General features: G+C 39.9%; 23 protein-coding genes and 1 pseudogene. 16 read left to right on the top strand and 8 right to left on the bottom strand.

Annotated elements, in window-relative coordinates:
- The first annotated feature begins 239 nt into the window (after positions 1-239).
- The 7 genes from PCY09_RS07790 to PCY09_RS07760 all read left to right on the top strand — a co-directional run bounded on the left by PCY09_RS07790 (position 240) and on the right by PCY09_RS07760 (position 8,491).
- On the top strand, positions 240-2,354 hold the full coding sequence (locus PCY09_RS07790; protein ID WP_125397201.1) for an ATP-dependent Clp protease ATP-binding subunit: 2,115 nt from the start codon (positions 240-242) through the stop codon (positions 2,352-2,354).
- Between the two features lie 173 nt (positions 2,355-2,527).
- Positions 2,528-2,860 carry a preprotein translocase subunit YajC gene (gene yajC, locus PCY09_RS07785; protein WP_012130881.1) on the top strand — a complete coding sequence of 111 codons (333 nt, stop codon included), beginning with the start codon at positions 2,528-2,530 and terminating at the stop codon, positions 2,858-2,860.
- Between the two features lie 259 nt (positions 2,861-3,119).
- Entirely contained in the window at positions 3,120-3,869 is a 750-nt protein-coding gene (locus PCY09_RS07780; protein WP_008809837.1) for an isoprenyl transferase, read from the top strand.
- 8 nt (positions 3,870-3,877) lie between these two features.
- The gene (locus PCY09_RS07775) at positions 3,878-4,681 is read left to right on the top strand and encodes a phosphatidate cytidylyltransferase (protein ID WP_061593962.1); all 804 of its coding nucleotides are present in this window, start codon (positions 3,878-3,880) and stop codon (positions 4,679-4,681) included.
- 156 nt (positions 4,682-4,837) lie between these two features.
- Positions 4,838-6,094 (top strand): RIP metalloprotease RseP, encoded by a 1,257-nt coding sequence (gene rseP, locus PCY09_RS07770; protein ID WP_185760626.1) that lies wholly within the window; start codon positions 4,838-4,840, stop codon positions 6,092-6,094.
- Between the two features lie 75 nt (positions 6,095-6,169).
- The gene (locus tag PCY09_RS07765; RefSeq protein WP_125397200.1) at positions 6,170-8,020 is read left to right on the top strand and encodes a proline--tRNA ligase; all 1,851 of its coding nucleotides are present in this window, start codon (positions 6,170-6,172) and stop codon (positions 8,018-8,020) included.
- Between the two features lie 90 nt (positions 8,021-8,110).
- On the top strand, positions 8,111-8,491 hold the full coding sequence (locus tag PCY09_RS07760) for a PH domain-containing protein (protein ID WP_012130877.1): 381 nt from the start codon (positions 8,111-8,113) through the stop codon (positions 8,489-8,491).
- Between the two features lie 102 nt (positions 8,492-8,593).
- Here PCY09_RS07760 and PCY09_RS07755 read toward each other — a convergent pair whose 3' ends face one another.
- Entirely contained in the window at positions 8,594-9,061 is a 468-nt protein-coding gene (locus PCY09_RS07755; protein WP_061594120.1) for a hypothetical protein, read from the bottom strand.
- Positions 9,062-9,173: 112 nt separating this feature from the next.
- Positions 9,174-9,716: a DUF1307 domain-containing protein gene (locus tag PCY09_RS07750; protein WP_125397199.1), complete on the bottom strand. Its 543-nt coding sequence runs from the start codon at positions 9,714-9,716 to the stop codon at positions 9,174-9,176.
- A 166-nt stretch (positions 9,717-9,882) separates the two neighbouring features.
- On the opposite strand from PCY09_RS07750, the gene PCY09_RS07745 reads away from it, so the two are divergent.
- The 6 genes from PCY09_RS07745 to PCY09_RS07720 all read left to right on the top strand — a co-directional run bounded on the left by PCY09_RS07745 (position 9,883) and on the right by PCY09_RS07720 (position 19,539).
- Entirely contained in the window at positions 9,883-14,271 is a 4,389-nt protein-coding gene (locus tag PCY09_RS07745) for a PolC-type DNA polymerase III (RefSeq protein WP_125397198.1), read from the top strand.
- A gap of 152 nt (positions 14,272-14,423) precedes the next feature.
- Positions 14,424-14,573: a hypothetical protein gene (locus PCY09_RS07740; protein WP_008809826.1), complete on the top strand. Its 150-nt coding sequence runs from the start codon at positions 14,424-14,426 to the stop codon at positions 14,571-14,573.
- Between the two features lie 173 nt (positions 14,574-14,746).
- Entirely contained in the window at positions 14,747-17,599 is a 2,853-nt protein-coding gene (locus tag PCY09_RS07735) for an AAA family ATPase (protein WP_125397197.1), read from the top strand.
- A gap of 214 nt (positions 17,600-17,813) precedes the next feature.
- A complete protein-coding gene (locus PCY09_RS07730) occupies positions 17,814-19,055 on the top strand; it encodes an aminopeptidase (RefSeq protein ID WP_125397196.1) in 1,242 nt (413 codons plus the stop codon).
- A gap of 1 nt (position 19,056) precedes the next feature.
- Positions 19,057-19,305, top strand: coding sequence for a hypothetical protein (locus PCY09_RS07725; protein WP_048809683.1), 249 nt, complete (start codon positions 19,057-19,059; stop codon positions 19,303-19,305).
- A gap of 3 nt (positions 19,306-19,308) precedes the next feature.
- Positions 19,309-19,539, top strand: coding sequence for a GlsB/YeaQ/YmgE family stress response membrane protein (locus PCY09_RS07720; RefSeq protein ID WP_045504405.1), 231 nt, complete (start codon positions 19,309-19,311; stop codon positions 19,537-19,539).
- A gap of 259 nt (positions 19,540-19,798) precedes the next feature.
- Here PCY09_RS07720 and PCY09_RS07715 read toward each other — a convergent pair whose 3' ends face one another.
- On the bottom strand, positions 19,799-20,410 hold the full coding sequence (locus PCY09_RS07715) for a hypothetical protein (protein WP_048777210.1): 612 nt from the start codon (positions 20,408-20,410) through the stop codon (positions 19,799-19,801).
- 164 nt (positions 20,411-20,574) lie between these two features.
- Here PCY09_RS07715 and PCY09_RS07710 point away from each other — a divergent pair, with 164 nt between their 5' ends.
- Both PCY09_RS07710 and PCY09_RS07705 read left to right on the top strand, forming a co-directional pair.
- On the top strand, positions 20,575-20,823 hold the full coding sequence (locus tag PCY09_RS07710; protein ID WP_048777208.1) for a hypothetical protein: 249 nt from the start codon (positions 20,575-20,577) through the stop codon (positions 20,821-20,823).
- Between the two features lie 895 nt (positions 20,824-21,718).
- A pseudogene (locus PCY09_RS07705) lies at positions 21,719-22,723 on the top strand (TIGR00341 family protein); the annotation flags it as partial.
- 307 nt (positions 22,724-23,030) lie between these two features.
- Here PCY09_RS07705 and PCY09_RS07700 read toward each other — a convergent pair.
- From PCY09_RS07700 to PCY09_RS07680, 5 genes are all read right to left on the bottom strand, one after another.
- Positions 23,031-23,234 (bottom strand): CsbD family protein, encoded by a 204-nt coding sequence (locus tag PCY09_RS07700; RefSeq protein ID WP_008809820.1) that lies wholly within the window; start codon positions 23,232-23,234, stop codon positions 23,031-23,033.
- Positions 23,235-23,317: 83 nt separating this feature from the next.
- Positions 23,318-23,908, bottom strand: coding sequence for an Asp23/Gls24 family envelope stress response protein (locus tag PCY09_RS07695; protein WP_096754980.1), 591 nt, complete (start codon positions 23,906-23,908; stop codon positions 23,318-23,320).
- A gap of 17 nt (positions 23,909-23,925) precedes the next feature.
- Complete coding sequence (locus PCY09_RS07690) at positions 23,926-24,096, bottom strand: DUF2273 domain-containing protein (RefSeq protein WP_002899156.1); 171 nt, start codon at positions 24,094-24,096, stop codon at positions 23,926-23,928.
- Positions 24,097-24,107: 11 nt separating this feature from the next.
- Entirely contained in the window at positions 24,108-24,689 is a 582-nt protein-coding gene (amaP, locus tag PCY09_RS07685) for an alkaline shock response membrane anchor protein AmaP (protein WP_004192493.1), read from the bottom strand.
- A 55-nt stretch (positions 24,690-24,744) separates the two neighbouring features.
- A complete protein-coding gene (locus tag PCY09_RS07680) occupies positions 24,745-24,984 on the bottom strand; it encodes a GlsB/YeaQ/YmgE family stress response membrane protein (protein ID WP_045773459.1) in 240 nt (79 codons plus the stop codon).
- A 271-nt stretch (positions 24,985-25,255) separates the two neighbouring features.
- On the opposite strand from PCY09_RS07680, the gene PCY09_RS07675 reads away from it, so the two are divergent.
- Positions 25,256-26,737 carry a M protein trans-acting positive regulator PRD domain-containing protein gene (locus tag PCY09_RS07675; protein ID WP_096754981.1) on the top strand — a complete coding sequence of 494 codons (1,482 nt, stop codon included), beginning with the start codon at positions 25,256-25,258 and terminating at the stop codon, positions 26,735-26,737.
- Positions 26,738-26,797: the final 60 nt, after the last annotated feature.

Below are 26,797 nucleotides of genomic sequence, written 5' to 3'. Positions count from 1 at the left end.
TATAGAAAAACAGATATTCAAATATGGATGTCTGTTTTTTTGTATTTTTCTTTCAAAAATACAACCTTGTAGAAAATAATAAGGATAGAAACTCAAACGATTACACTTGTAAATTTTTTTTAAAAAAATTGAGCATAATTTATTGACAATCCTTTTGTACCATGTTACAATTACAAATGTAAACGAAAAACACAAAACAAAATATCGTTTGCAATTCTTGAAAATGAAGAGGTATAAATATGAATAACAATTACAACAATTTTAATAATATGGATGACTTATTTAATCAATTAATGGCTGGAATGCGTGGTTACAATAGTGAAAACCGTCGCTACCTAATTAACGGTCGTGAAGTGACGCCAGAGGAATTTGCGCAATATCGTGCGACTGGTAAACTACCTGGTCAAGGAGCGAGTGAACAGGACTTACAAACTGCTGGTCATGGACCTAAGCAAGATGGCATCCTGGCTAAGCTGGGTCGTAATCTGACTCAGGAAGCGCGTGATGGAAAGTTAGATCCAGTCATTGGGCGTAATAAGGAAATCCAAGAAACAGCTGAAATCCTTTCTCGTCGGACTAAGAACAATCCAGTTCTGGTCGGAGATGCAGGTGTCGGAAAGACCGCTGTAGTGGAAGGTTTGGCTCAGGCTATCGTCAATGGTGATGTACCAGCGGCTATCAAGAACAAGGAAATTATTTCTGTTGATATTTCTGGTCTGGAAGCTGGTACCCAGTATCGTGGTAGCTTTGAAGAAAATATCCAAAACTTAGTCAATGAAGTCAAGGAAGCTGGCAACATCATCCTATTCTTTGATGAAATCCATCAAATTCTAGGAGCAGGATCTACCGGTGGAGATAGCGGCTCTAAGGGACTAGCGGATATTCTCAAACCAGCGCTTTCTCGTGGTGAGTTGACAGTTATCGGGGCTACTACCCAGGATGAGTACCGTAACACTATTCTCAAAAATGCGGCTCTAGCTCGTCGTTTCAATGAAGTTAAAGTCAATGCACCATCTGCAGAAGATACCTATAAAATCCTTCAAGGTATTCGTGACTTGTACGAAAAGCACCACAATGTCATTCTACCAGATGAAGTGCTGAAAGCTGCTGTAGATTACTCTGTTCAGTATATTCCACAAAGGAGCTTGCCAGATAAGGCGATTGACCTTGTTGATGTAACGGCAGCCCACTTGGCAGCTCAACATCCAGTGACTGATGTCCATGCGGTCGAGCATGAAATCGCTGAGCAAAAAGACAAGCAGGAAGCCGCTGTTGAAAAAGAAGATTTCGAAGCAGCCCTCAATGCTAAGACTCGCATTGAAGAGCTTGAAAAGAAAATTCAAAACCACACTGAGGATATGAAGGTGACAGCTACAGTCAACGACGTGGCAGAATCTGTTGAACGTATGACGGGCGTACCAGTATCTCAAATGGGTGCTAGCGACATTGAGCGCCTCAAGGGCATGAATGACCGTCTCAAAGCTAAAGTAATCGGCCAAGACAAGGCTGTAGAAGCTGTGGCTAGAGCTATCCGACGTAACCGTGCAGGCTTTGATGAAGGGAATCGCCCAATTGGTAGCTTCCTCTTTGTTGGTCCGACAGGTGTTGGTAAGACGGAGCTTGCTAAGCAACTAGCTTTGGATATGTTTGGTACTAAAGAAGCCATCATTCGTCTGGATATGTCTGAATACTCTGATCGGACTGCTGTTTCCAAGCTAATTGGTACGACTGCGGGCTATGTCGGATATGATGATAACAACAATACTTTGACCGAGCGTGTTCGTCGAAATCCTTACTCTATCATTCTCTTGGATGAGATTGAAAAGGCTGATCCACAAGTAATTACCCTTCTCCTTCAAGTTCTGGATGACGGTCGTTTGACAGATGGTCAAGGGAATACTGTCAACTTCAAGAACACGGTTATCATTGCAACTTCCAATGCTGGATTTGGATACGAAGCTGGCTTAGAAGAAGATGCTGAAAAGCCTGATCTGATGGACCGACTCAAAGCTTACTTCCGTCCAGAATTCCTCAATCGTTTCAATGCGGTTATTGAGTTCTCTCATCTCAAGAAAGAAGACTTGATGGAGATTGTCAATCTAATGCTGATTGAAGTAAATCAAACCTTGAGCAAAAAAGAAATTGATCTTGCAGTATCTGATGCAGCTAAGGAATTCCTACGTGACGCTGGTTATGACCAAGTCATGGGTGTTCGTCCACTCCGTAGAGTTATCGAGCAACAAATCCGTGACAAGGTGACTGACTTCCACTTGGATAATCTAGATGCTAAGCATTTGACAGCTGATTTAGAAGATGGTGTCTTGGTTATTAAGGAAAAGGAGGGGGCTAAGTAAGTCCCTTTCTCTTGAACTTTTAAAAGATAGACCAGCTATTAGTGATGTTAAAAAAGTCTTTTAAAATCGTCTTTAAAGCCTTTTGTAGTCAGGTCGAAAGAACAGTCCTCTCTTGTAAAAAAAAGAGAAATTTGTTATAGTAATGAAGACATGAAAAACGAAAGGAGACGACTATGGGATACCAAATGATTATCATGTTTGTGGTCATGGCTGGATTGATTTTCTACATGAACCGCACACAGAAAAAACAAGCGGAAAAACGCATGGAAAGCTTGAATAAGCTCCAAAAGGGTTATGAGGTCATCACAATTGGCGGTTTGTATGGAACTGTTGATGAAGTGGATACTGAAAAACGGACCGTTGTTTTGGATGTTGATGGCGTTTATTTGACTTTTGAATTAACAGCGATCAAGACAGTCTTACCACAAGCTGAAGCAGAAGTTGATCCTGAAGCAAAAGTAGCGATTGAGGCTGCTGGCGTGGAAGAATCTGCTATCGAAGAATAAGAAAAAGAATCTGAGGATCTCGGATTCTTTTTTTACCTTTTTATCAGAGTCTGTAGTTTGGGGACATTTCTTGAAAATTAAAAGAGGAAAGCCTATAATATAAGAAGGTAAGGCCTTTCAAAGGGGTAAGAGGTTAGAATGAGGAGTTTTACGAAGCTTCTTAGCCTAGTTTTGGGAGACTGATGTCAAAAAACTTGCTAAAACAACACTTTTATTAGATTTATGATATAATAAAATGATTAAAATTTAGGATAAAGCTATGTTTCACTTAAAAAAGAAGGAAAAAGTAACCATCCCCCTACAGGTGCCAAAGCATATTGGGATTATTATGGATGGAAATGGCCGTTGGGCTAAGAAGAGACTGCAACCACGTGTGTTTGGACATAAGGCGGGTATGGAGGCTTTGCAGAATGTCACCATTGCAGCCAAAGAGATGGGCGTCCAGGTTTTGACGGTCTATGCTTTTTCAACAGAAAACTGGTCTCGACCAGAAAAAGAAGTCAAATTTATCATGAACCTGCCTGTTGAGTTTTATGAGCGTTATGTGCCAGAATTGCACAAAAACAATGTGAAGATTCAAATGATTGGCGATGTGGCTAGATTACCTAAGGCTACATATGATGCCTTGGTTAAAGCAGAAGAGCTAACCAAACTCAATACTGGCTTGATTTTGAACTTTGCCTTGAACTATGGTGGACGGGCAGAATTAACTCAAGCCATTCGCAATATTGCTCAAGAAGTTTTGGATGCCAAGTTTAACCCAGGTGATATTAGTGAGGAAATGATTGGGGATTATTTACAGACTAGTACCCTGCCTCGTATTTTGCGAGATCCGGATTTGATCATCAGGACTAGCGGGGAACTACGTCTCAGTAATTTCCTTCCTTGGCAAAGTGCTTATAGCGAATTGTATTTTACAAAGACCTTGTGGCCGGATTTTAATGAAAAATCTTTAAAAGAAGCTATCGAAGAATATAGTAAGCGCCAGAGACGCTTTGGTGGTGTTTAGGAGAATATATGGATAAGGATTTACAGACGAGATTGATTTTTGCGGGAGTGGCTCTTGCAATTTTCCTTCCTTTGGTCGTATTAGGAGGAGTCGCTTTTCAGATTGTTGTAGGCATTTTAGCCATGTTGGCAGTACATGAATTGCTCCGAATGAAGGGTCTAGCGACGACAACTCTTGAAGGTATGTTGGCTATGTTAGCGGCCTTTGTCTTAGCAGTTCCGATTGAGTATTATTTTACCTTTTTGCCGATTGATGGCAATGTGATTGCTTATACTCTAGTCGTCTTTTGCTTATTGGGTTCTATCGTCGTTGGTAGCAATTATACTTTTGATGATGTGGTCTACCCGATTGCAGTTAGTTTCTATGTGGGATCAGGTTTTAATGCCCTTTTAGATGCTCGAGTTGCAGGCCTAAACAGGGTGCTTTTGGCTCTTCTAATTGTTTGGGCAACAGATAGTGGTGCTTATCTCTTTGGTCGCCGTTTTGGGATGAAAAAGCTAGCTCCAACAATTTCACCCAATAAAACTGTTGCAGGTGCCCTCGGTGGTATCGCGTCTGCGATGGTAGTCACCTTCATTTTTGTTTTGATTGATGGAAGTGTGGCTGCTCCGCATAATCGCTGGCTTTTGGTTTTATATGCTATTTTCTTTAGTATAGCTGGACAGTTTGGAGACTTGGTGGAAAGCGCCATTAAACGTCATTATGGTGTCAAAGATTCTGGTAAGTTTATACCTGGCCATGGTGGTGTTTTGGATCGCTTTGACAGTTTGCTCTTTGTCTTCCCTCTGATGCGGATTTTAGGTTTATTCTAATTTGTTTAAGATGTGCAGAGTTGGAGATAAGTGGCTTCTTCTGCCTGGAATAAAATTTAATGAAAAACAGAGTACTGGGAGACACTCCCAGCCTCTTTGATTTAGACTCCAGTAGTCAAGATTTAGAAAGGAATGTGTGGTAAGGAAAGTATGGGAATTATGGGACTCCTCACCTTTATCATTGTTTTTGGCATTATTGTAGTGGTCCATGAGTATGGGCATTTCTACTTTGCCAAAAAGTCAGGCATTCTCGTTCGAGAATTTGCCATTGGAATGGGACCGAAAATCTTTTCTCATATTGGAAAAGATGGAACAGCCTATACCATTCGGATTTTTCCTCTAGGTGGCTATGTTCGCATGGCTGGCTGGAGTGACGATACAACCGAAATCAAAACTGGAACACCTGTCAGTCTGACTCTGAATGAAGAAGGCAAGGTTATTCGAGTAAATCTATCTGGCAAGAAGATTGACCAGACAGCCCTGCCAATGAATGTGACAAGTTTTGATTTTGAAGATAAATTAGAAATCACTGGTTTGGTTCTTGAAGAAAGTAGAACCTACTCAGTTGATCACGATGCAACTATCGTTGAAGCAGATGGGACTGAAGTTCGGATTGCGCCTTTGGATGTTCAGTACCAAAATGCAACAATCTGGGGTCGTTTAATCACAAACTTTGCTGGCCCTATGAATAACTTTATTTTGGGTATCGTGGCTTTTTGGATTCTAATTGCTCTGCAAGGTGGGGTTCAAAATCTGGACACAAATCATGTACAGGTTGCTCCAAACGGCGCCTTGGCTCAAGCTGGTATAAAAAATAACGACCAGATTCTAAAGGTTGGTCAGACAGAAATTTCAAACTGGGATGATTTGACTCAGGCAGTTGAAAAAGAAACGAAGGATCAAAAGAATCCCAAACTTAATCTGACGGTTAAAAGCGGAAACGAGACCAAAGAAGTAACAGTCAGTCCTAAAAAAGAAGGCGGTCGTTACTTATTAGGTGTCACGCCAGGTATGAAGTCGGATCTGATGTCCATGCTAGTAGGTGGTCTGACCATGGCTTGGGATGCGGCCTTCCGTATTTTAAATGCTTTGAAAAACTTGATTTTCCATCCTAGTCTTAATCAACTGGGAGGACCTGTTGCTATCTTCCGTGTCAGCAGTCAAGCGGCACAAGCTGGTCTGGATCAGGTGATTAGTCTATTGGCTCTGTTATCAATCAATATTGGTATTTTCAATTTGATTCCGATTCCAGCTCTTGACGGTGGAAAGATTGTTCTCAACATTATTGAAGCAATTCGCAGAAAACCGCTCAAGCGCGAAACAGAGACTTATGTAACTTTAGCAGGTGTAGCGATTATGGTTGTGCTGATGATTGCTGTGACCTGGAATGATATTATGCGTACATTCTTTTAAGTAAGGGCAAGTGAAGATAAAACATAGATTGCTAAAGGGCCTTCACTGCCTTCAAATGTAATTAAAGGAGTTTTTATGAAACAAAGTAAAATGCTAATTCCAACCTTGCGTGAAATGCCAAGTGATGCGCAGGTTATCAGTCATGCCTTGCTTTTGCGGGCGGGCTATGTTCGCCAAGTGTCAGCGGGAGTTTATTCTTATCTGCCATTGGCCAATAGAGTTATTGAAAAAGCTAAAAATATCATGCGCCAAGAATTTGAAAAAATTGGTGCAGTAGAAATGTTGGCGCCAGCTTTGCTAAGTGCAGATCTTTGGCGTGAATCAGGGCGTTACGAGACCTATGGTGATGACCTCTTCAAGTTAAAGAACCGTGAGGGATCAGACTTTATTTTGGGACCAACCCATGAAGAAACCTTTACTGCCCTAGTGCGTGATTCAGTGAAATCTTATAAACAATTACCGTTGAATCTGTATCAAATCCAGCCAAAATACCGTGATGAAAAACGTCCTCGTAACGGTCTTTTGCGGACGCGAGAGTTCATCATGAAAGATGCTTATAGCTTCCATGCAAACTATGATAGTTTGGATGTGACTTATGATGAATACAAGTCTGCCTATGAAAAGATCTTCACTCGTAGCGAGATTGATTTTAAAGCCATCATTGGAGATGGTGGTGCTATGGGAGGAAAGGATAGCCAAGAATTCATGGCGATTACTCCAGATCGAACAGACTTGGATCGTTGGTTGGTATTGGATAAATCCGTTGCAAGCTTGGACGAAATCCCTGCAGATGTTTTGGAAGCCATTAAGGCTGAGCTAAGCAACTGGATGGTTTCTGGTGAGGACACTATCGCTTACTCTAGTGAGTCAAGCTATGCAGCCAACCTTGAGATGGCAACGAATGAATACAAGCCGAGCAATCGAGTAGTAGCTGAAACTGAACTGGTTCGTGTGGAAACACCAAACTGTAAGACTATTGATGAAGTTGCAGCCTTCCTAGAAGTTTCTGAGGAGCAAACCATCAAGACCTTGGTCTACATCGCAGATGAAAAGCCTGTAGTGGCTTTGCTTGTAGGAAACGACCAGCTCAATGAAGTCAAATTGAAAAACCACTTGGGAGCTGACTTCTTTGAAGCAGCAACAGAAGCAGAAGTCCAAGAATTGTTCGGAGCAAACTTTGGCTCTCTTGGTCCAGTTAATTTGCCAGAAAATGTGACCATCATCGCTGACCGTAAGGTTCAAGACTTGTCCAACGCTGTTGCTGGAGCTAATGAAGATGGCTATCACTTGACAGGGGTAAATCCTGGTCGTGACTTTACTGCTGAATATGTCGATATCCGTGAAGTTCGCGAAGGAGAGATTTCTCCGGACGGAAAAGGTGTTCTGAAGTTTGCTCGTGGGATTGAGATTGGACACATCTTTAAACTGGGGACTCGTTACTCTGACAGCATGAATGCAACAGTTCTAGATGAAAATGGCCGAGCAGTTCCCCTTGTGATGGGATGTTATGGTATCGGTGTGAGTCGTCTGCTTTCAGCCATCATGGAACAGCATGCCCGCCTCTTTGTTAACAAAACTCCTAAAGGTGAGTATCGTTATGCTTGGGGGATTAACTTCCCTAAAGAATTGGCGCCATTTGATGTTCATTTGATCCCGGTCAATGTCAAAGATGAAGAAAGCTTGGCTTTGACGGATAAGATTGAAGAAAGTTTAGTTGGAGCTGGCTATGAAGTCTTAGTCGACGACCGCAATGAGCGGGTCGGTGTTAAGTTTAGTGATAGCGACTTGATTGGTCTGCCAATCCGTGTAACCGTTGGTAAGAAAGCTGCTGAAGGCATTGTAGAAGTCAAAATTAAAGCAAGTGGCGATACCATTGAAGTCCATGCAGACAACTTGATCGAAACCTTGTCTATTTTAACAAAATAAGATAAACTGCCAGTTTTGCCTGGCAGTTTTCTTTTGCTTATTGGACTTGAAAATGCTATAGTAAGAAAAAATGAATCGGAGGACGAAATCATGGGATTATTTAGTGGTTTGCTGGGCAATGCTTCTCAAAAAGATATTGATAAAGTTGAAAGAGAACTAGAGAATATTCTAACACCAACTGAAAATGTGGAACTGGCCTTCAGTCTTATTCGAGATTTGATTGTGTTTACAGATGGGCGCTTGATTTTGGTTGATAAGCAAGGAATGACGGGCAAGAAAACGGCTTATAAGTCTTATCCATATCGCTCTATCAGTCGATTTTCAGTGGAAACGGCTGGCCACTTTGACCTTGATGCTGAGCTGAAAATCTGGGTATCCAGTGCTGAAGAACCAGCCGAAATCTTAACTTTCCGAAGTGATAAGAGTGTCATTGCTATTCAGAAGGCTTTGGCAGAAGCAGTATTAAGATAATAAAGGCGGTTTCAACCGCTTTTTTTGCAAACAAAAACTAACCACAGCCTAATAGCTTGGTTAGTTGATAGTTAAAGACTGTTAGTCTAGAGAAGTAGCAATCTAGTTGTCTTCACTAGGGAAAGATTCACCAAAATGCAGCTCAGAGTATGGGGTTTCAAAATTACCTCCGTCATAAGTTACCCTTACTGAAGTCATTCCGAAGTCAACGATTATTGGTTTTGCAGCAGTAATGAAGACGTAGCTATTACCGTTTTGTTTTATATCATAGAGTTTTACTGCTCCGTAAATGGAATCGGCAGAATAGCTATCTCCATTTTTAGTCGATTTGGTTATTTCAATGGTCTTCTTAGAAGGAGAGTAGGATAAATTATAGACTTCTTTTTTTCCGATGCCTTGAGTAATAAAAGTTTCGTGATCGTCACTTTTTGCTTGATAGTGAATAAAATTTTTATCAAAACTTTGCTGAGCGTTGTGCTTAACGAGAAATAAATTTACTCCCCATGCAGCTAAGCCTAAAATAATAAGAGAAGCGACACCAATAAGAACAGTTTTTTTAGTTAAGCGCATAAAAACTCCTTGAAATTTATATCAAAATAAAACAAAAGTTAATAACTTGTATTAGAAAATATACTAAAATTTATGAACAGGTATAAGTTTAAAAATTAATCAGAAAGCTTTTTTATTCTTCTTCGAGTCCTTGCCCCTTCAAATAATCAAAGACAACTTCTGGTTTATCTTGAAGTTTCCTGAAGAAAGTTTGACTACTTTCAGAGTCACTTGCTGACTGAATCAGTTGTTCTTGATCTATTTTTCTGAGGTCAAAGTCAAAAATGGCTATAGCGTTTTTCTTGTCTTCAGAAATTTTAAGATGAATCTTAAGTCCTTTTAGCTTTTCTTGATTTTCAATCATGGAACTTTTCTTAAGATCTTCACTATAGGATTTCTTTAATTCTTCAACACTCATTTTTTGACTTTCTTCAGGGATGGCCTGGCTGGAAATGAGTTGGAAAGATAGGATCTTGTCTTTAGTATAGAAAAGTTTGACTGAATTAGTATAATGCTCATCGATTTTTTTAGAAAAAGTTTTCGTCTTTGTCTTTTCTTCTTTGGTTTTACTTTGACTCTGACTTTGCTTGGGTGTATTTTCTTGCTTATTCTGACTGGTCGTGCTACAAGCAGTTAGGGTCAGTAGACAGATGCTAGCTAGTAAAATTTTCTTCACAGTTAAGACTCCTTTAGGTAAATGTTTTTTCTATTATATCATAACTTAGGACCAAGAAAAAAGTCTTGAAAATTATATGGGGAGCTGAGCATTGCTCGGTCCTTTTTCTGTCGAAAAAAGTGCTGATTTATGGTAAAATAAGGTCACTACTGTACGAGGAAATGTCATGTCAAACAAGTTTGAAATTTTAATGAATCAGCTAGATATGCCACTGGAGATGAGAAATTCAGAGGCCTTTTTGAATGCAGAAATCGAGAAGGTTTTGGTCCACAAGGTCAGTCGAGTCTGGGAATTTCATTTTTCTTTTGAGGATATTCTGCCTGTTGAGATTTTTAGGGAATTGCAGAATCGCTTAGCTCAAGAGTTTTCGAAGACAGGCAATCAAGCTATTTTTGAAATTCACTGTCAGGCGCCTCAGTTATCAGATGAGCTCTTGCAGGCTTATTACCAGCTGGCCTTTGAGGAAGGTCCATGTGCCAGCCATGGATTTAAGAGCCTTTATCAGGATTTGCAGGTTCATTTGGATGAGGACAAGTTGCTAATTGAAGGGCCCTCGACCATTGATACGGAACATTTTCGCAAGAATCACCTACCAAATCTCAGTCGCCAGCTAGTCAAGTATGGCTTTCCTCAGTTGACCTGTCAGGTTCAGCACAGCGATGAGTTAACCCAGCAACAGGCAGAGAATTTCCAGGCAGAGAATGACAAGATTGTTCAAGAAGCTAATGAAGAAGCTCTCAAAGCCATGGAATCTCTACAGCAAATGGCGCCACCGCCAGAGGAAAAACCAGCCTATGATTTCCAAGCTCGCAAGGCTGCGGCTAAACCAAAGCTAGATAAGGCAGAGATTACCCCTATGATTGAAGTTCAGACTGAGGAAAATCGTCTGGTCTTTGAGGGAATGGTCTTTGATCTGGAGCAGAAGGTTACTCGGACCGGCCGGGTCTTGCTCAATTTCAAGATGACAGACTATACTTCTAGCTTCGCCTTGCAGAAATGGATGAAAAACGAAGAAGAAGCCAAGAAGTTTGACATGATTAAGAAGGGGGCTTGGCTACGCGTACGGGGAAATGTCGAGATGAACAATTTCACCCGCGACCTGACGATGAATGTGCAGGATGTGCAGGAAGTCACCCACTATGAGCGCAAGGACTTGATGCCTGAGGGCCAGAAGCGGGTTGAATTTCACGCTCATACCAATATGTCTACTATGGATGCCCTGCCTGAGGTAGAGGAAATCGTTGCAACGGCTGCCAAGTGGGGCCACAAGGCTGTCGCCATTACTGACCATGGCAATGTGCAAAGCTTTCCCCATGGCTACAAGGCTGCCAAGAAAGCTGGTATCCAGCTGATTTACGGTATGGAGGCCAATATTGTAGAAGACAGGGTGCCCATCGTCTACAATGAAGTGGACATGGCGCTGAGCGATGCGACCTATGTAGTCTTTGACGTGGAAACGACGGGGCTTTCAGCCGTCTACAATGACTTGATTCAGGTCGCTGCCAGCAAGATGCACAAGGGCAATATCATCGCTGAGTTTGATGAGTTTATCAATCCTGGGCATCCTCTGTCGGCCTTTACTACGGACTTGACTGGGATTACAGATGAGCATGTCCGCAATGCCAAACCCCTGGAGCAGGTCCTGAAAGAATTTCAGGAGTTTTGCCAGGACAGTGTCCTCGTTGCCCATAATGCCACCTTTGATGTGGGCTTTATGAATGTCAACTATGAGCGTCATGGCCTGCCGAAAATCACTCAGCCAGTCATTGACACGCTGGAATTTGCTCGCAACCTCTATCCAGAGTACAAGCGTCATGGTCTGGGGCCTTTGACCAAGCGTTTCCAGATTGCTCTGGAGCACCATCACATGGCCAACTATGACGCGGAAGCGACGGGCCGCCTCCTCTTTATATTTATCAAGGATGTGGCTGAAAAGCATGGTGTGACCAATCTCAAGGATCTGAATACGGATCTTGTCGATGAGAATTCCTACAAGAAAGCTCGGGTCAAGCATGCGACCATTTATGTGAAAAATCAGACGGGACTAAAAAATATTTTCAAGTTAGTCAGTCTGTCCAATACTAAATATTTTGAAGGTGTCCCACGGATTCCACGGACCGTGCTGGATGCCCATCGTGAAGGCCTGATTCTGGGCTCAGCCTGCTCAGAAGGCGAAGTCTATGACGCTGTTGTCTCTCAGGGGGTGGATGCAGCTGTCGAAGTGGCCAAGTATTATGACTTTATCGAGGTCATGCCACCAGCTATCTATGAGCCACTGATTGCTAGGGAGCAGATCAAGGACCAGGAAGAACTGCAGACCATTATTCGCAATCTGATTGAAGTCGGAGATCGCTTGGGCAAGCCTGTCCTTGCGACGGGAAACGTCCACTATATCGAGCCGGAAGAAGAAATTTATCGTGAAATTATCGTACGGAGTCTCGGTCAGGGAGCCATGATTAACCGGACCATTGGTCACGGTGAAAATGCCCAGCCGGCTCCGCTTCCTAAGGCTCACTTCCGGACCACCAATGAGATGCTGGACGAATTTGCCTTCTTGGGCGAGGACTTAGCTAAGAAGCTAGTCATCACCAATCCGAATCAGCTGGCGGAGACCTTTGAGCCGGTAGAGGTGGTCAAGGGCGACCTCTATACACCTTTCATTGATAAGGCCGAGGAGACGGTTGCCGAGCTGACCTATCAAAAAGCCTTTGAGATTTATGGTAATCCGCTGCCTGATATCGTCGACTTACGGATCGAAAAAGAGCTGACTTCCATTTTGGGGAATGGCTTTGCCGTGATTTATCTGGCTTCGCAGATGCTGGTGCAACGCTCCAATGAGCGGGGCTATCTGGTAGGTTCGCGGGGGTCTGTCGGATCCAGCTTTGTCGCGACCATGATCGGGATTACCGAGGTTAATCCCCTGTCGCCCCACTATGTCTGTGGCAAATGTCAATACAGCGAGTTCATTACGGATGGCTCCTATGGTTCTGGATTTGATATGCCGGATAAGGACTGTCCAGAATGTGGCCACAAGCTGAGCAAGAACGGTCAGGATATTCCTTTCGAGACCTTCCTTGGATTTGACGGGGACAAGGTACCCGATATTGATTTGAACTTCTCCGGAGAGGATCAGCCGAGCGCCCACTTGGACGTGCGGGATATCTTTGGTGAGGAGTATGCCTTTCGGGCTGGTACCGTTGGTACCGTTGCAGCTAAGACGGCCTATGGATTTGTCAAGGGCTACGAGCGCGACTACGGGAAATTCTACCGAGACGCCGAAGTTGAGCGTCTGGCGCAGGGAGCGGCTGGAGTTAAACGGACGACTGGACAACACCCAGGCGGAATCGTTGTTATCCCTAACTATATGGATGTTTATGACTTTACACCGGTCCAATATCCAGCTGACGATGTGACGGCCGAGTGGCAGACTACCCACTTTAACTTCCATGATATCGATGAAAATGTCCTCAAGCTAGACGTTCTGGGGCACGATGATCCGACCATGATTCGGAAGCTTCAGGACTTGTCTGGTATTGATCCTACTGATATTCCTATGGATGATCCTGGTGTCATGGCCCTCTTTTCTGGGACAGACATTCTGGGAGTGACTCAGGAGCAGATCGGCACGCCGACTGGTATGCTGGGAATTCCGGAGTTTGGGACCAATTTTGTACGGGGAATGGTTGATGAGACCCATCCGACGACCTTTGCCGAGCTCTTACAGCTATCTGGTCTCTCTCATGGGACGGACGTTTGGTTGGGGAATGCTCAGGACTTGATCAAGCAAGGAATTGCTGACCTGTCCACTGTTATCGGCTGTCGGGACGACATCATGGTTTACCTCATGCACAAGGGCTTGGATCCTAAGATGGCCTTTACGATCATGGAGCGCGTGCGGAAGGGCCTCTGGCTGAAGATTTCTGAAGAAGAGCGCAATGGCTACATCGCAGCTATGAAGGAAAACAATGTGCCAGAATGGTACATCGAGTCCTGTGGAAAGATCAAGTACATGTTCCCCAAGGCCCATGCGGCAGCCTATGTTATGATGGCCCTGCGGGTGGCCTACTTCAAGGTGCATCATCCGATTTATTACTACTGTGCTTATTTCTCCATCCGGGCTAAGGCCTTTGATATTAAGACCATGAGTGGCGGACTTGATACCGTCAAGCGCCGGATGAGCGAAATCGCTGAAAAGCGCAAGAACAACGAAGCTTCCAATGTAGAAATTGACCTTTATACGACTTTGGAAATCGTCAATGAAATGCTGGAGCGAGGCTTCAAATTCGGAAAGCTAGATCTTTACAAGAGCCATGCGACCGAGTTTCTCATCGAAGGGGACACCCTTATCCCGCCATTCTCTGCTATGGACGGTCTGGGTGACAACGTTGCCCGCCAAGTGGTCAGAGCACGGGAAGAAGGCGAATTCCTCTCTAAGACAGAACTCCGCAAACGCGGTGGCCTCTCTAGCACCCTAGTCGAAAAAATGGACGATATGGGAATCCTGGGCAATATGCCAGAGGATAACCAGTTGAGTCTGTTTGATGAATTTTTCTAAAATAATTCAAAATGATTTTAAGTTGTCTATGAAACGTGGACTTAAGGCAAACTTGTTAGAAGAAGTTTTGAGTTTTCTGATTGTGGCTCTTCTAACTCATAGCCCGGAAGCGCAAAGATTGTATCTGGATCAGGAGTAAGAAAGGGGAAAAAATGAGGTTTAGTATTGTAGCAGAAGATAAACCAGCTCAAAAATCGTTTAGTTATCAATTAGAGCTAGACACGGATACGATTATAAAGGTGACCGGATTGGTTTGCTCCACTGTAGTTATGGTAACTCTCTTGTCTCTCTTTAAAGATTAGATCAAAACCTCTATTTCAAAAAAAGGAAATAGAGGTTTTTAAGTTTTATAACCGCTTCTAAATGTTTTCATTGAACCTGGATTGTGTTACAATTTTTAGTGTATAGAGTATAGTAAATGAGCTGATAAATCAGTGAGTTTTTATTGGTAATCAGAAGAAAAGAGGAGAAGAGTGTGGCGAAATATTTAGTAGGTCCTTACAACAATAGTTGGAATTTTATGGACGCTTATAACAAAGCTCAGAATGGGGACATCATCGAGTTTGAAGATGGATACGCTTTTCAATGGCCGACCAATCAGGAAATTGTCATTGATAAGGAGCTACATTTTGTAGGGCAAGTGGTTTCTAATCCAAATGGCAATGGCCAAATTTTTAAGAATACCATTGAGGCAGCTTTCAGATTTGTAGCAGGAGCAAAGGTCACCTTTGAAAATTTGTGTTTTAAAATCACGGGGAATTATTCTACCCTTCTTTTATGGAGTGGATCTGAAGTCACTTGCAAGCAGGTTTGTTTTGAAATTAGCACTCAAAACAATCAGAACTTTTTTCTATACGCAGACACGCATTCTAAACTAATTTTAACTGATATAGAAATGAAAGTTCCCGAAAAACACGATGCTTCAATCGGTATCGTGGCTTCTGAATTATCAATCAGTCATTCAAGGGTTTTGTCTAGAATCGATCTATCAGATGGAGCTAGGTTAACCTTAGAAACCGTCGACCTTGAAAAATATGACATTAATACGATCAGTGCGATTAACTCAGAAGTGACTCTCAAGAACTCTACAGTTAAAGGTGGGAATCTCGAAATGGACTATCCACCAGTTTGGTTAGATAATGTAGTCTGGAAATCTGAGAACTGCAAAATCGAATTGCCTAGTGGGACTGCGGTTTGCCTTAATAATAACGTTCAATTCAACTCTGATTCGGATTGCATTACGTCCTTAAATTCGTACGGAAGTATGCTTCGAGCTCATCAAGCCACTTTCACAGAATTTTTATGCATCTATGACCAATCGTTCGCTGCTTTGACAGGAGAGACTACTTTCCTTGCGGAAAATGCTCACAGAATTTCATTTGGGGCTTTTTCGGATAGTGTAGTGATGGCGGACCAGATGGTTTTCCATAAAATTGCTGATCCAAATATTCGACTTCAAAGTTCTGCCTATGTGCGGGCGGATGCTGTTACTTATGCGCAGGGAGATGCGCGTGATCTGATAACTGAGATTGAGGATAGTTGTGATTATCTTGTAGGCAGAGAAGTGGCTAAAGCTAATCCGCAAACACCTTCTTCAGGCTCTGCATCTGATGCAACTGTTCCAACTACTACAGCAACTGCTTCTGAACAGGAAACGAAACGTGATGCACTGGAAGAACTCAATAGCCTGATTGGTCTTGAAAAGGTCAAGCATGAGATCAAAAAAATGATCAACATGGTAGAATTTAACAAAAAGCGGATCGCAAATGGCAAGGCTCCTGAAAAGCAAACCCTACATGCAGCCTTTATGGGAAATCCTGGTACAGGGAAGACGACCGTTGCCCGTCTCTTGGGAGAAGTTCTCTTTGAGGCAGGTGTCCTTTCCGGTAAGGAATTTCGTTTTGTCGAAGCGACTGAGTCAGACTTAATCTCTTCTAATGTTGGAGGGACAGCTGAGCAGACCCAGGCTCTTCTTGAAAAATCTCGTGGTGGGATCCTCTTTATTGATGAAGCTTATAGCCTGGATAAAAAAGATAGTGATGTCGATTTTGGAATCGAAGCCATCAATACCATCCTCAAATTTATGGAGGACAATCGTGATGAGATCATGATTATCTTTGCCGGCTATACCAAAGAAATGGAGGAGTTCTTAAGGACTAATCCAGGCCTCCGTTCGCGTGTCCCTAATAACTTTATCTTTGAAGACTTCACAGGAGATGAAATTGTCCAACTGGGTGAAATGATCTTGAACAAGGGAGACTATAAACTAGAAGACCGCGATTACTATGCTCGTCACATCAAGCGGGCCTATGATGGGTCATTAGATAAGAGCAATGGTCGCTGGATCCGTAATCTAGATGAGCAATTGACCAAGACCATGGCAGACCGAGTAGTGGCCCAAGGTTCAGATGATATCGAGACCATCCTCAATATCGACATCGATGCTGTTCTCAATCAAGGCAAGTACCAGGCGGGGGCAGATAAGGAAGAAGATGGTATGGCAACTCTCAACCGCTTGGTTGGAATTGGAAAAGTGAAAGAGCAAGTTGAACAGTTTGTAGCCATGGCTGAGTTCAACCAAAAACGGGCAGAGCAAGGTGGTCTTGTGGAAGATACAACCCTGCACTCGCTCTTTCTTGGAAATCCTGGTACAGGGAAGACGACTGTTGCACGCATTTTGGGGAATATTCTCTTCCAAAAAGGCGTCATCAAGCAGAAGAAATTCATTGAAGTATCTAGAAGCAATCTGGTTGGTGGCTACCAAGGTCAAACAGCCTTGAAGACGCGTGAAGTCTTAGAAAGTGCGTTAGGTGGGGTCCTCTTCATTGATGAAGCCTACACGCTCTACACTGGTCAAAATGATGATTTCGGGAGGGAAGCCTTGGATGAAGTCCTCAAATTTATGGAGGATCACCGTCGAGATATCGTCATTATCTTCGCTGGTTATACTAGGGAGATGCATGACTTCTTGCAAGTCAATTCAGGATTGCAAAGTCGGATTCCAAATGTCTTTGACTTTGAGGACTATAATCCAGATGAGATTGTAGAGATTGGTCTCATGGGATTACGCAAGCAAGGCTACCAAGTCAACGAAGCTCTGTATGGGGAAATTGTGAAAGGAAATTATTTGCGTGCCAATGACCACAGTAACGGTCGCTGGGTTCGCAATCTCAACGAAAAACTTTTGCGACAAGTATCGACTCGTGTAACACGTGAAGGAAGTACAGACTACAATTCCATTTTGGATCAAGATTTGGAAGCCTTGAGGGAGAATGGAAATTCAGAACATCCTCATATGGTAGATGACCAAGGCTATGTCATTCCCTAATCCTCAGCTTTCAAAAATCCAAGCGCCTGAAACATTCTTGTTTCAGGCGTTTTTCTCACGGTAGAAAGTCTTGGTTTATGTTTAAATATTAATATTCTAGCAGAGAAAAAAGTATTCCAGACGGAAGGAAAGGCATTTTCTGTTGTAAGGATTCTGCAGGAGGCGTGTACTTATGGTATACTAGGAAGAGAATATTGCTTATTAAGGAGAAAAAATGGTTTTACCAAATTTTAAAGAAAACTTAGAAAAATACGCAAAATTGTTGGTGGCGAACGGCATCAACGTGCAACCTGGCCATACCTTGGCTTTGAACATCGATGTGGAGCAACGTGAATTGGCCCACTTGATTGTCAAGGAGGCCTATGCTCTGGGAGCTCATGAGGTTATCATCCAATGGGCGGATGATGTCACTAATCGCGAGAAATTCCTCCATGCGCCGATGGACCGCTTGGATAATATCCCTGACTATAAGGTGGCTGAGATGAACTATCTTCTAGAAAAGAAGGCCAGTCGTTTGGGTGTTCGTTCATCTGACCCAGGTGCTTTGAATGGTGTGGATGCTGAGAAATTATCAGCTTCTGCTAAGGCCTTGGGACTAGCTATGAAACCGATGCGAATCGCAACCCAATCCAATAAAGTCAGCTGGACAGTCGCTGCAGCAGCGGGTACTGAGTGGGCTAAGAAGGTCTTTCCAAATGCATCTAGCGATGAGGAAGCAGTAGATCTTCTCTGGGATCAGATTTTCAAAACCTGCCGTGTCTATGAGGATGATCCAGTTGCGGCTTGGAAGGCTCATGAAGAAAAACTCAGCTCAAAAGCGAAGATTTTAAATGAAGAGCAATTTTCTGCTCTCCACTACACAGCGCCGGGAACTGACTTGACATTGGGCTTGCCTAAGAACCATCACTGGGAGTCAGCTGGCAGTCTCAATGCCCAGGGCGAGTATTTCATTGCCAACATGCCGACAGAAGAGGTCTTTACAGCACCGGATTTCCGCCGGGCAGAAGGTTATGTGACCAGCACCAAACCTCTCAGCTATAATGGCAACATCATCAAAGGCATCAAGGTGACCTTCAAGGATGGCCAGATTGTGGACATTACTGCTGAAAAGGGAGACCAGGTTATGAAGGATCTTGTCTTTGAAAATGCTGGTGCGCGTGCTTTAGGTGAGTGTGCCTTGGTACCAGATCCCAGCCCGATTTCTCAGTCAGGTATCACCTTCTTCAATACACTTTTTGATGAAAATGCTTCTAACCACTTGGCTATCGGTGCAGCCTATGCGACTAGTGTAGTGGGCGGAGAGAATTTCTCCGAAGAAGAGTTGGAGGTGGCAGGTCTCAACCGCTCGGATGTCCATGTGGACTTTATGATTGGCTCTAATCAGATGGATATTGATGGTATCCGCGAAGATGGCAGCCGTGTAGCAATCTTTAGAAATGGAGACTGGGCAATTTAAGATGACAGGACTAATTTTTGTATTGATTTTCACTTTGCCAGCTTGTTTACTGACGACAGCTGTGGCAGTCATATTGACGCCGTTTGAGAAGCCCAAACAATGGAAATTAAAATTGTTGGTCAGCTTAATCGGTGCCCTGCTTGGCTTGGTTGTCTTTTTCCCTATCTTTAAAATTTTTGCTTCTTTTGTTGGTTCAGTGATTTCCTTGGCCATCCTTTGGTTGGTTCAACGATTTAAAAAGGAGGGTTAAGTCATGCTTGGAAGTATGTTAGTTGGTTTTATCATTGGTCTGATAGCTGCCGCAATTACCAATAGAGGCGAGCGGATGGGATGCATCGGCAAGATGATACTAGGCTTACTTGGAGCCTGGATAGGCCAAAGTCTTTTTGGGACCTGGGGGCCACTTCTCCATGACACAGCTGTAGTACCCTCTATCTTAGGTGCAGTGATTCTATTAGCAATTTTTTGGAGTCGAGACAGTTAAACTTTGATTCAAAAATCCCTTGAAATTATTTCTAGGGATTTTTTGGTAGATATGAAATGTAGTAGATTACTTTATAAGAACCTTAACAAAAATCCAAAAAGAAGCAGAGAAAAATTTGGGATAGTAGGTACAGGTACTTTCTACGAACAGATTTTTACAAGAACACATTAAAAAATAGAAGAAAGGATTTGACTTCCTTCCTTCTTTTTTGTTGCAGAGCTTACTGTCAATCGAACCGTGAAATAAATGCGTAGAGTGTTTAATCTTTCTTTTCTTTAACGTATGCTTTGATTTTATCTTTTAGTCGATTTTGAGCTTTTATATTTATTATATCTGTTACTTCATCACTATCATAAGGATCGATGAAATCTATGAGAGCTAAATCGTCTGACCATTGTTTAATATTAATAGGTTCGAAGAATTTTAAAAATAGAGCTTCGAGCATGAGACTATTGATTTCTTCTTGTGTAGGAATTGGTGGTTCATATTGTTTTTCTATATATTTCTTATATTCATCAAGATCATAGTTTTCCATTGATAGTGTTAGTTTTGTTTCAACTTCATCTATATGTTCTTTTATAATATTTAAATTATTTTCTTGTGTTTGTTCTATTTCTAGTCGTTCGTGTTCTGGCAGGAGTTTCAATAAGTATGGGCGAACTGCTTGATGTAGTTCGTATAATTGAGCGTTGGTGAATACTTTGGTTTTAGATCGATCAATTAATCTTGTTTCAGCTTTCTCCCAAATACCTAGTTCTTTTAATGTTCTAACGAACTTAGTTCTCATTTTCATCAGTGTTTTTTGATCTTTTTTTAAATTTAATTTTGTACATTGTTCATCTATAAATTGGGTTAGTGTTGTATATTGCATTTTGCTTTTCTCCTTATTTTTGTATATCGATATAGATAAATTATATATCGAAACCACATAAAAGTCAATCAAAACAACGAATCGATGAACAAAAAAGTCTTGACAAGATGTATTGTGTGCTGTATAATGTTAAATATAATAAACTAGAAAGTGAGGTGAAAAAAATGAACGTCCTTAGAATGACGAATATTGAGTTAATTAGAGAAAGAGATGTTCTTTCGGAAGCTCTAGAATCAACTATTGAAAATCGTAAAAACTCAGATAATAATGTACGTAAATACTATAAAATGAACGATTTATCCGAATCAAAAAAATGGGCAGATAAACGGGATGAATTTATTAAAGAAGCCCGTCGTTTGAGAAATCAACTGTTAACTGTGCTAAATGAACTTTCGAATCGAAGATTGAATTGATCATTCAAACATGATATAATAAAAACATCCAATGAATTAATAAAAATCCAAAACAACCATATAGAATTGCTTCGTTTACACCTGAATAAATAAGTTTTTAATGTCATATTTCTATCCTTACTTAAAAATTCCAAATATTTCTTCACCAATTATTTTTCTTTGATGCTTAAGCGCAATATAAGATAATAAAATTTCTATTTTCGTCTGGTTCTCCTTATATACGATATTTACACTATTCACTATTAGTGAGTTTTTTAAAAAGTATTATATCATAATGTACTAGACAAGAGGGAATTCTTAATAAATTTGATGAAGCAAGAAAAGTTTTATCATTACTCGCTACAAAATTTGATACAAAAGCAAATTGACATCAAAAAAGCCTTGATTTACAAGGCTTTTTCTTCTATATTTCTATGCTCCCTGCATGCATTTGGGAGGCTTTTTCATCTTGAAAATGATCAAAAATATTGAAATGTAAGTGATTTTCAGAAGATACTTTAAGTGATTTTAAATCTGATTATTTCAAAATGAGGCGAAAGTGAGGCATGAATAGAATGTTTATTTTTATCAGCGTGTTTTAGGTGGTTGCGTCTTTCTTATTCTAGATAGATTTTAAACAATTGTTTACTAATAGATTGGTTCCTTAAAGTTTGAAAAATTTTAGTGCGTATCGTTTGTGCTACATTATAATCGTTGAGCTTCTATAATTGGAGATTGGAAAAAGTTAAAATTTAGGATGGTATGGGCAATAAGTTAATAATAAATTTATCAAATTGTATGTTAAAATATTTACTAGTATAAACCACTTTCTATATTTTTTGTCAATATTGCAAATTTCATTCATTAATTAGAGTGGATTTATACTTTGGAAAACATTAATATGAGGAATGCTGTTTTGAGAAAAATTTTACAGGATGACAAGCTTTATTCTTTAACAGAATTTAGAAATAAGATTTATGATGATCTAGATTTAACAAGAAGTGATTTAGCTATTTTGTTATGCGCAATGTTGATTGCATCTATTGGACTAAATATGGATTCTACTCCAGTTATCATTGGTGCAATGTTAATTTCTCCGCTAATGACACCCATTCTTGGGATTGGTTTTTCGCTAGCGATATTGGATATGAATCTGCTCAGAAAGTCGTTTAAAATTTTGTTTATTCAAGTTTCGTTGAGTCTTATAGCATCGACAGTTTATTTTCTAATTTCTCCTATTTCTTATGCAAGTACAGAAATTATTGCTAGAACTTCTCCAACAATTTGGGATGTTGTTATAGCTTTTGTTGGAGGGTTGGCTGGAGTTATAGGGGCACGAAAAAAAGAAGCAAATAATATTGTACCTGGAGTGGCTATTGCAACGGCTCTTATGCCTCCTGTGTGCACTGTTGGTTATTCTATAGCAACAGGAAATTTTAAGTTCATGCTAGGTGCATCTTATTTATTTTTCATTAATTGTAGCTTTATCATGATTGCTACCTATATTGGCACAAGTTTAACTATGGTAAAAAATCGTTACATTAAACATAATCAAGAAGCTTATAAAATGAGAAAAATATTAATTCTAGTTTCGCTTATTCTTATTATTCCCAGTTTGGTTTCAGCAGCTACATTAGTTAGAGAAACACTAATTAATGAATCTATAAATAAATACTTATCTGATCAGTTTAAAGAGCAGACAGTACTAAAAAAGAACTTTATCAAAGAAAATAATACACTAAAGTTAACTATTTCAGGAAAACATCTTTCTGACGAGGAATTAAAAAACCTCATTAGTAAGCAAAATGACTATGGTTTGCAAAATATTTCAATTCAAATTTCACAATTATCCAATGATCGATTGACTGAAAAAGAAGTAGTAGAATTTATTATTCAATATAAGAATGATCAGGACTTCAAAAGATTGATAAGGAAAAGAGTGAAACGGAGACTAAAAATAAGTAATCAAATCACCGTTTGTTGCAAGAGAAATGAAAAAGAGGCTGGGATAAAAGTCCTAGCCTCTCAATTGTCTTTGGATTGTCGAGCATGACGCAGTGGTTGAGTGGGCTCTACTACGCTGATTCCATCAGCTTTTACAGCCCTACTCAACTGTGCGGAGGTGGGACGACGAAATCGAATTCTAACGAATTACCGATTTCTGTCCCACTCTCTTTTTACTATTATAAATTACAAAGATGTTTTGCAAGAGAAATTAACTCTTAGCTTTATTTGTCATCTTTATTAATCATATTTTTAACGCCTTCGATTGCGCCTTCGACAGCATCTTTGGCATCTTCAGCGACTTCTTTAACTTTAGAAACTACTTTTTCAGCAGCCCCTTCTTTTTCTGTTTTTTTATCACCAGTTAATTTTCCTAGTCCTTCTTTAACAGAACCTTTAGCTTGGTTGAATTTTTCTTCTGTAGACATAATCTTTACCTCCATTATGAGTTTTTAAGTATTTTATTTATAGAAAAGAAATAAAATAAAAATCTCTTTTCGTAGTTATAGTATTAATGAACGCGAGTTTTTTCCTTAGAAGTAGCTTCTTTAACAACATCTACCCCTTCACCAACTTTTTCTTGAACAGCTGAAAAACCACCGCTAAGTCCAGATTTTGCTTTTTCAAATTGCTCTGAAGCAAATTCGCCTGTTGATTCTGCAATATCTGTTACTCGGTCTTGAAGACTAACTGAATCAGCTTCATGCTGTTCTTTAGTTTTGATATCAACAACATTAACATTGACTTCAACAACTTCTAAGTCAGTCATCTTAGAAACTTCTTCCACAACAACTTTCTTGATTTCGTCGTATAATGCAGGAACATTCTTTTGATATTCAACTACTACATTCAAGTCAACAGCTACTTGTTCTTTACCAACTTCGACATTAACACCGTTAGTGACATTATCAGTGTTAATCAATTTATCTGCTAAGTTAGAGAAGAAGCCACCGTCAACAGCCAGCAAACCTGAAACTTTCTCTAAAGAAAGGCCAATAATTTTTTGAATGACCTTATCATCATAAGTCAATTCACCTTTTACTTCGTGAGCTGCTTGAGCAACTTCTTTTTTTGCAACATCTTTAACATCTTTATTTGACATGTTAAACTCCTTTATTCTTATTTAAATATATTTTTGTTTTGAATATAATATCCGATTCCTGCCCCTAGAGTAGCGCAAATCAAGACAAATAGAGTCTTAAAGAAGCCAAAGGATAGGATAAAACACGCTAGAATAATGCCTGCTAATCCAGACAAGATTGGATATTGATATTTTTTAAACCATTCCATTTTTTACTTCCTTACTTTACACGACTAGTAGTTTTTTTAGCCACTTCTTTTGGCTTGAAGTCTGAGACAGAGATTTTAAGCTTGACATTATGATTGATTCCGAAGAATTCTGTCAATCCAGACGCAATTTCTTCTTGAATCAACTGACTTCTCTTGATAATGTTTTCCGAAGGAACGATTGCCCCTTTAACGGACACCATGCATTTGTTTTTACGGCTATTTACTGAAACTGTAGGATCTTTAATTAAATCGTGATCTGTTACCAGACTACGAACAAATCCTTCAATCGCTGAATTTTTCAGCATCAGTTTCCCATCCGCATCAGCTAGCTGAATTTCTAAACGTCTCTTAGGATAAAAAACTATCACTAACATCAGTAGTAAGATTAAGCTTGCTAAAACCACAGTGCCCCAAAAGACATATCTAGAAAGATAGTATCCTACAAAAGGAATTTGCTTCCAAGTGAACAACTTCCAGGTAAATAGTTGAAGCCCCAGACCGCTAACTTTATGAAAATCTAGCAAAACAGGAATCAAAATCGTCAAGATTAAAATACATAGTATGAGAAAAAGTATTTTTCTTGATTTTGACATATTGAATCCTCACATCATTAAGTTTTAAATTGTATTCTGAAAGTAAAAAGACAATTTATGCCTTTTTACCTACAAAAAATGATACAACAGCTACTACAATAACTGCACCAATGATAGAAGGAAGCAAGGCCATACCAGCCAAACTAGGACCCCAAGTTCCCAAAAGTGATTGACCGACAGTTGAACCGATTAAACCTGCAACAATATTTGCAATAACACCCATAGAGCCACCTTTTTTAGTGATTGATCCAGCAATAAGACCAATAACACCTCCGACAATAATAGACCAAAGCATATCGATTCTCCTTTCTAAATTTACTAAATCAAAATTCAAATCTTTTGATTAATATGATTATATAATTTTCCAACTTTGAAACATAATAATTCAGCTTGGTTTTCTTTCCGTTTATCTGCACCATAGATACGCAAAGATAATAATTCCTTGTTCTACAGGCTTTTATCAGCGTTTTTAGATATATTTTAAAGTTGTTAAACAAGGTTAAATGCATAAAATATGGTATAATTGCCTGATAATAAAACACTATATAAAGAAAGATAATATTTTAATGCGAGAATTACTGTCTAAAAAAAGTCACAGACAATTAGAATTATTAGAAATACTATTTGAAAATAAGCGCTGGTTTCATATTTCTGAACTAGCGGAATTATTGCATTGTACAGAACGTTCTGTAAAAGATGACTTGTCCCATGTCAGGTCTTCTTTTCCTGACTTGATATTTCATTCCTCAACAAACGGCATCCGTATCATTAATACCGATGATAGTGATATTGAGATGGTCTATCATCATTTTTTTAAGCATTCAACTCATTTTTCAATTTTAGAATTTATCTTCTTTAATGAAGGAAGTGATGCTGATAGTATTTGCAAAGAGTTTTATATCAGTTCTTCCTCTCTTTATCGTATCATCAGTCATATTAATAAAATTATTAAGAAACAATATCGTTTTGAAATAAGCCTCAATCCAGTTCGAATCACTGGGAATGAGATCGATATCCGTTACTTTTTTGCCCAGTATTTTTCAGAGAAATATTATTTCCTTGAATGGCCATTTGAAGATTTTTCAGTAGAACCTTTGTGTAAGCTTTTAGAACTGGTCTATAAAGAAACTGCCTTTCCAGTCAATTTCGCAACTCAACGAATGTTAAAGTTGCTCCTTGTTACGAATTTATACCGAATAAAGTTTGGTCATTTCTTGGAAGTTGAGAAAAATTCTTTTAACAATCAATTGTTAGAATCTTTCATGCAGGCAGAAGGAATCGAAGACATTGTAGCGAGCTTTGATTCTGAATATCATATCTCTCTGAATAAAGAAGTGATCGGTCAACTATTTGTATCCTATTTTCAAAAAATGTTTTTCATAGATGAAGAAGTTTTCTTGAACTATGCAAAAACAGACAGCTATGTAAAAAAATCGTATCAGTTATTGGGAGATTTAGTGGATCAGGTATCAAGAGAGTATAATCTCCAAGTAGACAATAAGGACAATCTGATCTGGCATCTGCATAATACGGCACATCTGCATCGCCAGGAATTATCAACAGAGTTTATCCTATTTGATCAAAAAGGCAATACAATCAAGAACTTTCAAAATATTTTCCCTCGATTCGTTTCAGAGGTGAAGGAAGGGATTGAACACTATCTAGAGGCTTTGGATATGGATCGTAGTTCAATGAAGGTCAATCATTTGACCTATACTTTTATCACCCATAGCAAACACTTGGTGCTAAATCTTTTACAAAATCAACCTAAATTAAAGGTTTTGGTCATGAGTAATTTTGATCAGTATCATGCAAAATCAATAGCAGAGACACTTTCTTACTATTGTAGTAACAATTTTGAACTGGAAGTTTGGAGTGAATTAGAGTTATCACTTGAGTCTCTAAAAGAATCACCATACGACATCATTATTTCTAATTTTATTATTCCTCCTATTGAAAATAAGAGACTGATCTATTCCAATAATATTAATACAGTCGCACTCATCTCCTTACTTAATGCAATGATGTTTATTCGACTAGATGAGTAACTAAGAAGAATAAAAAAACGCTACATAGCGTTTTTTTGTTATGAGAAAAGAATTTCATCT

This window comes from Streptococcus sp. SG2, assembly GCF_030439925.1.
Lineage (GTDB): Bacteria > Bacillota > Bacilli > Lactobacillales > Streptococcaceae > Streptococcus > Streptococcus gordonii.
The sequence above is the reverse complement of the archived record's forward strand: the minus strand, read 5'-3'. Positions and strand labels throughout refer to the sequence as shown.